The sequence below is a fragment of the Chamaesiphon sp. OTE_75_metabat_556 genome (genome assembly GCF_031378165.1).
Lineage (GTDB): Bacteria > Cyanobacteriota > Cyanobacteriia > Cyanobacteriales > Chamaesiphonaceae > Chamaesiphon.
In genome coordinates, this window is the sequence record NZ_JANNDR010000003.1 from 1 (window position 1) to 6,066 (window position 6,066).

The 6,066-nt window shown below is 40.1% G+C and carries 7 protein-coding genes and 2 pseudogenes; all 9 read right to left on the minus strand.

The features are described from left to right. Positions 1 to 381 (minus strand): annotated as a pseudogene (locus RMO27_RS00070) (hypothetical protein); the annotation flags it as partial. After that, positions 378 to 626, minus strand: coding sequence for a hypothetical protein (locus RMO27_RS00075; protein ID WP_309727843.1), 249 nt, complete (start codon positions 624 to 626; stop codon positions 378 to 380). The gene RMO27_RS00075 and the pseudogene RMO27_RS00070, both read right to left, overlap by 4 nt. A gap of 74 nt (positions 627 to 700) precedes the next feature. Beyond that, positions 701 to 853, minus strand: coding sequence for a hypothetical protein (locus tag RMO27_RS00080; RefSeq protein ID WP_309727845.1), 153 nt, complete (start codon positions 851 to 853; stop codon positions 701 to 703). A 100-nt stretch (positions 854 to 953) separates the two neighbouring features. Then, positions 954 to 1,463: a nuclear transport factor 2 family protein gene (locus tag RMO27_RS00085; protein ID WP_309727846.1), complete on the minus strand. Its 510-nt coding sequence runs from the start codon at positions 1,461 to 1,463 to the stop codon at positions 954 to 956. Between the two features lie 130 nt (positions 1,464 to 1,593). Further along, positions 1,594 to 2,367 carry a thioesterase II family protein gene (locus tag RMO27_RS00090; RefSeq protein ID WP_309727848.1) on the minus strand — a complete coding sequence of 258 codons (774 nt, stop codon included), beginning with the start codon at positions 2,365 to 2,367 and terminating at the stop codon, positions 1,594 to 1,596. A gap of 26 nt (positions 2,368 to 2,393) precedes the next feature. Beyond that, a complete protein-coding gene (gene devC / locus RMO27_RS00095; RefSeq protein ID WP_309727850.1) occupies positions 2,394 to 3,542 on the minus strand; it encodes an ABC transporter permease DevC in 1,149 nt (382 codons plus the stop codon). A 25-nt stretch (positions 3,543 to 3,567) separates the two neighbouring features. After that, on the minus strand, positions 3,568 to 4,959 hold the full coding sequence (locus tag RMO27_RS00100) for an efflux RND transporter periplasmic adaptor subunit (RefSeq protein WP_309727852.1): 1,392 nt from the start codon (positions 4,957 to 4,959) through the stop codon (positions 3,568 to 3,570). A 212-nt stretch (positions 4,960 to 5,171) separates the two neighbouring features. Beyond that, positions 5,172 to 5,729: an SRPBCC family protein gene (locus RMO27_RS00105; RefSeq protein WP_309727854.1), complete on the minus strand. Its 558-nt coding sequence runs from the start codon at positions 5,727 to 5,729 to the stop codon at positions 5,172 to 5,174. A gap of 8 nt (positions 5,730 to 5,737) precedes the next feature. Beyond that, positions 5,738 to 6,066: pseudogene (locus RMO27_RS00110) on the minus strand (hypothetical protein); the annotation flags it as partial.

Sequence of the window (6,066 nt, forward strand, 5' to 3'; positions counted from 1 at the left end):
GAACACGATCGGTAGATCGGCACTTTCGATTGGTTGATTAAACGTCAGATCGAGAGAAGTGGAGGAAACCGAACTGCCAAAGATCGTACTAGTACTATGCAGTGCTAAATTATTAGTTAAAACATACTTACCTAGCACAGAAAAAGTCCCTTGGGATAGCGAAGTAGTGCCACCCTGAATTCCGATGACACCACCGAAACCCATGTAGCTATTTAGTTGAGGTGGTGGTGATGGGGGTTCTGGCTGCGGTGGTAATGGGGTAGTTTCTAGTGTTGGTGGGGTCGGTTGAGCACCGGCGGGAGCAGATAGACAGCCGACGATCGAGACGAGCGCGAGCGCAGCTAACACAATCTTGACTGGTAGACAACGATCGAAAGTCATGGCATTAAGTGTTGGGTGAATTTTACTAGGGTCAAACTGTAGTTGACACAGGGCAAGTCTAGGAGCGTTCGTTCGTAACGGCTATGGATACGTGTAGTTGGATTGGCAAACAGTGGGCACTGGACTAATGTTTGGGTTGAGGACACATTCAAAGTGAGGTGATGGTTTTCTGTGTCAATTTCCTTGTATTCCAACCGCAGCAGGTTGAAACCAGGGAGTAGGCATTGGAGAAATTGTGTGGTCATCTTGTCATGTTACTGACAACCTCATTTTTTCTCTAGCATCTGGCGTTCGCGCTAGCGTCGGCTTTACCGAATCGTTAACTTTCACCAAAAGCTCGGAAGAACCCAAAGCACTTGACACTTAATACTTTTCCAACACCAAAGTCTTTAGCTAACTTTCTAACTGAAGTATTTCCTGATTGATAAGCATTGACCACTTTTTCTTTCAAATCGACAGAATATGGTTTCATTGTAATAATTCATCTTTATTTCGTTACTGTACCTCATATTACTGGAAAGTGCTATGTCGATCCGATCCGGTGGTTTAGCTGTTTAATTACGCCTAGCTACTTACCTTAATTTAAAAGGTCGGCCGTTAAAAGTTGTTTGATTGGTTAAGATTTTAGTTTGCTTCAATCGCCATCCTTGCGGTGTTTCTAGCCACAAATCGCGAGATGTTTGATTGATGACTAGTTTAATAAAACCACCAATCGTCCCTTCGGTTTTTTGCTCCATCGCGATATCGATCCCGCCAGCACTGACATCAATATTTTTAATAGTTGCTTTATTTGAGGTTAGTTTGACATTAAATCTTTTGAATAAATTATTATAGTGCTCGCGGACCTCTGCTAAGTTCTGCTGCTTTCCTTCAGGATCGATGCTCACATAATCTGGCGTAAATAGTGCGGTTGCCCCTTGAATATCCTTGCGGACAAAGGCGGCAGTAATTTGATTGTAGTTGTTTTGGATTGCTGGTTGAGCCGATGCCTTAATTTGAGCGAATACTGGTTGAGTTGTCGCAATCGCTACAGAAATTAAGGCCCCAGAAATAATTGAATTTCGACGAGTAGAGAAGATCATTTAGTAGATTGGTGGAGAGGACTAATGCAACTGAACGCAAATGACGCAGCCGTTAGCGGAAAGGTTCCGTAATGTAATTATATAATCGATCGATAAGGGACTCCCAAGTAATAATAATCCCTGTTAAATATCAAGTGTTTTGATATTTAAGATCAGCCTCGTGACATTTAACAATGATTTTCAATAATTCTGATTGACAGGTATTAACGAAAAAATGATCGCCATCGAGCATATGTAGTGAACAATGATTAGTTGTGTGTTGTTGCCATGATTGAAGTCTACGAAAATCTACCGATTCATCTAGGTTTCCCCCAATTACTGTAATTGGACAAGTGAGAGGTTCTGATGGCTGATATTGATAGGTCTCGCAGACAGCAAAATCTGCACGCAAGATGGGTATGATTAATTCCATTAATTCCTTGTTGTTCAGGATTGAGTCTGGTGTGCCGTTAAGTAAACGAATTTCCTCTAAAAATTCGGCTGGCGGTAGTTGATGAATCTGTGGTTTTGAAGATTGGAGGTGAGGCGCTAGACGACCAGAAACAAAGAGGTGCTCGGGACTCTTCCCGTATCTTTTACAAATCGTTTGAGCTAGCTCAAAGCTGACCAATGCTCCCATACTATGACCAAAAAAAACGTAAGGGATGTTGATGTATGGATAGATAACTCTACAGAGTTTATCGACCAGCGGTAACAGACTTGTAAAAGGTCGCTCGCCAAAACGGGTTTCTCTACCTGGTAGTTGAACGGCATAGACTTCGATATCTGAGGGTAATTTATGTGACCAAGACTGAAAAATAGAAGCTCCTCCACCTGCATAATGGAAACAAAATAATCTGACTCTAGGACGTGAACGATATATCTTGCGAATCAACCAAGAACCTGTGTTGACAAGATCGAGCATAGTATTTCACCTTATCTTTATTAAATTTAAAATAAGTCCGCAGGATCAGCGGATTGGAGTTTTCGCATCGCGATCGATCCGGAACCCACACACATTAAAATAGTTAAAATCAGTACGAAAATGGCTCGATTAACTTTCATCACAATTGGTAAGAGCGTAGCCAATTGAGCAATTTGATATAATCCGATCGATGCAACCATTCCAGGCAAAAATCCCAATATTGATAGGATTAAGGCTTCTTGTAGAACTATTGTAAATAAGTATCGATCGGCATACCCCATTGCTTTGAGGGTCGCATATTCCGGTAATCGATCAGAGACTTCTGTATAGAGAATTTGGTAAACAATCACGATTCCAACGATAAACCCAACAATAACTCCTAATGTAAAAATAAATCCAACTGCACCTCGACTCTCCCAATAATTTTTTTCTACCGCTGCGAATTCATTGATGGTTAATACTCGTAAATCTGGCATTGCTGCGGCAATCTCTTGCTGAATAGATTTATGATTTGCTCCATGCTGCAATACGATCAAACCAACATCAATATTCGATCCTCTACGATCTGGAAATAAATTCAAAAAGGTAGAATCACTAGTAATTACATTACCATCAGTAGCAAAAGAAGCCCCATTGGCAAAAGTGCCTTCTACAGTAAGCAGCTTACTATTTACCTCGACTTCAAAAGATCCTTTCTCTCGGTAATCTTTATCAATATCTCCATATTCTGGACGACCAGCTCGATCAAATAGAACTCGATTTAGAAATTTAATATTAGCTAATTTTTGCTGGACTTCGGGAAAAGTAAAAGTTGTCTGGGTCGGATCGATACCCCAGACTAATATTGGACGATCGAGCCTAGTAGTTGGATTACGCCATTGTCCGGTCGCAATATATAGGGAATTAACAGATTTTACGCCATTAAATCCTAAAGTTTGATATAGACGATCTCGCTGAAAAGATTTAGCCAAAATCAAACTCTGAAATTGGGGATTAATGACCACTAAATCTGCTTTTAAATTCTGATGGGGTACGATTGCTGAGTCGTAAAGTGCATCTTGGAATCCTAGTTGGACGAAAATCAGCAGATCGGCAAAGGCAATACCCGCAATTGCGATTGCTAGACGACTTTTATGTTCGATTAATTGAAGCCAGGATAGTGGTATATGTTTCACTTTAGTGGATAATTGATATTAATAGTTATTTAGAAATAGCTACTTGAACTTGTAAATTTGTTAAGCTAGATACACGTCTACTATCACCAGAGTCAAGTTTAATTTTTACTTCAATTACCCGTCGATCGAGATTTTCACCAGGTCGATCACTGAATACATTTTGACGATTTACTTGCAAACCAATCTGATCGACTACGCCACTTAATTCGCCACTAAAAGCTTTACTAGTAATAGTGGCTTTTTGGCCAAGCCTTACTAGATTGATGTCAGTCTGATAAATCTCAGCAACGACGATCATTGCTTCCGTTTGAGCGAGATCGACAATCCCTTTATCTGTGACTTTTTCGCCCATCCGAGTATTAATTTTAAGAATTTCTCCTGCGGAGGGGGTACGAATATATGCTTGCTCTAGTTCAGTTTGAGCGCGGTTTTGTATAATAATTGCACTTTGTACCTCAGATTGGGCTACTCGGATATCGATCGGACGAATTTCGGCGATGCGGGTGAGATTTGCCTGGGCTTCGATAATTTGCCCTTTCCCTGTACCCTGAATTTTGGCGAGCAAAGCATCAGCTTCTTGTAATTGCTGACGACTGGTACTCTGAATCCGTGCTAGTACCTTCTGAGCCTCATTGAGTTGTTTGCTACTAGTATTCTCAATCCTTGCTCGAATCGCTTCAGCTTCCCGTAGTTGCTGCTCAAAACTAGCAACAGCTAACTTTTTACTATCTAATAATGATTGCGAAATAGCCCCTTGTTGAGCTAATTGTTGATAACGATTTAACTCCGATCGAGCATTTGCTAATTCGACCTGGAATTTACCGATCAATGCTGATTGAGCAGCTCGATCCCCCTCCCATTGTGCTTTGATTCTAGCGATTGTTTCTAGCTGGGCAGCTCGATCTCCCTCCGATTGTGCCTTAATCTTATCAATTGTTTTCTGTTGAGTATTTGTTTCGCCCTCAATTTGAATTTGAGTCCGCGAGATCGTCGCTCTTTGGGCAACAATTTCACCCGATTTCGCACCAGCTTTAATCTGTGATAATTTAGCGTATGCGGTCGCGACTTGTTGCCGTTCATGGATCAGTGTCGCTTGCAATCGATCGACCGAATCTAATATAGCAATAATTTGACCAGCGCGGATTTTAGAGCCTTCTTGTACTCGCAATTCTTTGATGCGATCTCTATCTAAAGCCAATGGTGCAGATAATTTAACGATTCCGCCCGCAGGTTCAAATCTACCCAAGGCTACGATCTGTTTGGATGATTGTGGAGCTGCCCTGACAATAGCAGTTTGGCTTTTTACAGGCATCGATTGTAATATTCCCCATGCAAGCAGACCCGTACTTACTAAGATGGCGACGATAATACTCCCTATTAATATCGGCTTCTGCTTGAGGTGTATGATCGTATTCATGATGAGCAGTTAGAATTATGGATTTAATGATTTAAAACTTTTACGCTGAATCTTATTTATTCTCTATTTCCTATTACTCATCGCGATGATTGCCTCTATTAAAATTTCCAGTTGAGCATCTCAAATGTCGAGACTTAGAGCGTAAAGTTAATCAATCAGTAATTTATCGAGGGTTTGGGCAAATGACCCCTCGATATCTCTGAGGAATATTATTAAGAAGTTTGACTATTCTTGATACTAGATAAGGCTTTTACTCGTTGGCTTATAGCTAAAAGATTAGTAGGAACATCTTGGGACAGCATATATTCAACGAGTGCAACTGGATAAATATTTTTAGGACAAACGATTAGCTCATAAGCTAGATTTACGCCACCATGCTCTAATAAGGTAGATATAGGAGTTAATCGCCAGCAGGAAGAAAATTCCTTAAAGTCACCTTCAACTAAATGCTCCCGAATCTCATTGGAACCAATTTCTTCTACATCAAGAACCATACATGCTTTAAAGTCAAGTCCCATGAATCGCTTTAACATAGTATGCTCCAGTCGGAGATTACCAGTAGGATGCTCTAATCTCCGAATGTTCTTTAAATTAGGAAATACTTCAGGGAAAGCTTCATAGTCTGTTAAAACCTGCCAGACTTGCTTAGAAGAGTAAGGGATTTGAATTTGTGCAGAGAATCGTCTTTTACGTCCATCAAGTTTTTCTATACTTCCCTGAACATCTCTTAGCAGTTCTCGATTATTTTCTAGCATTTGTGTTATGTTCATTTTACTTATCAATATTTGTTTGTCTGAGGAGGATTTAAAAACCCACTTTTGATGAAATAATCAAAGTAAGTACTTAATAATTTAGAGTCTAGTGGAGGACAATAAATCAATGTATTCTTTAACATATCTATTGTATTTTTACAATCAAATAGTGGCAATTTTGACTGTTCAATTATATCATCAGTAAAAATGGGTGAAATAGAGTATAACTCGTTATTCTGAGAACCCTTAACTTGCTTCATTAATTCTGACTTCCATATTGGATAAGGAAGTCGTTTAAGTGGATAACCAACGGAAGCGATACAGTCAAGCCATTCGCTCCATTGTAATGGTTGGG

What these genes read in the sequence shown, in the direction of transcription:
- RMO27_RS00085 (WP_309727846.1), bottom strand. Translation starts at nt 1,463, where the DNA reads ATGATCTTCTCTACTCGTCGAAATTCAATTATTTCTGGGGCCTTAATT.
- RMO27_RS00075 (WP_309727843.1), bottom strand. Translation starts at nt 626, where the DNA reads ATGACCACACAATTTCTCCAATGCCTACTCCCTGGTTTCAACCTGCTG.
- RMO27_RS00105 (WP_309727854.1), bottom strand. Translation starts at nt 5,729, where the DNA reads ATGAACATAACACAAATGCTAGAAAATAATCGAGAACTGCTAAGAGAT.
- RMO27_RS00100 (WP_309727852.1), bottom strand. Translation starts at nt 4,959, where the DNA reads ATGAATACGATCATACACCTCAAGCAGAAGCCGATATTAATAGGGAGT.
- RMO27_RS00090 (WP_309727848.1), bottom strand. Translation starts at nt 2,367, where the DNA reads ATGCTCGATCTTGTCAACACAGGTTCTTGGTTGATTCGCAAGATATAT.
- RMO27_RS00080 (WP_309727845.1), bottom strand. Translation starts at nt 853, where the DNA reads ATGAAACCATATTCTGTCGATTTGAAAGAAAAAGTGGTCAATGCTTAT.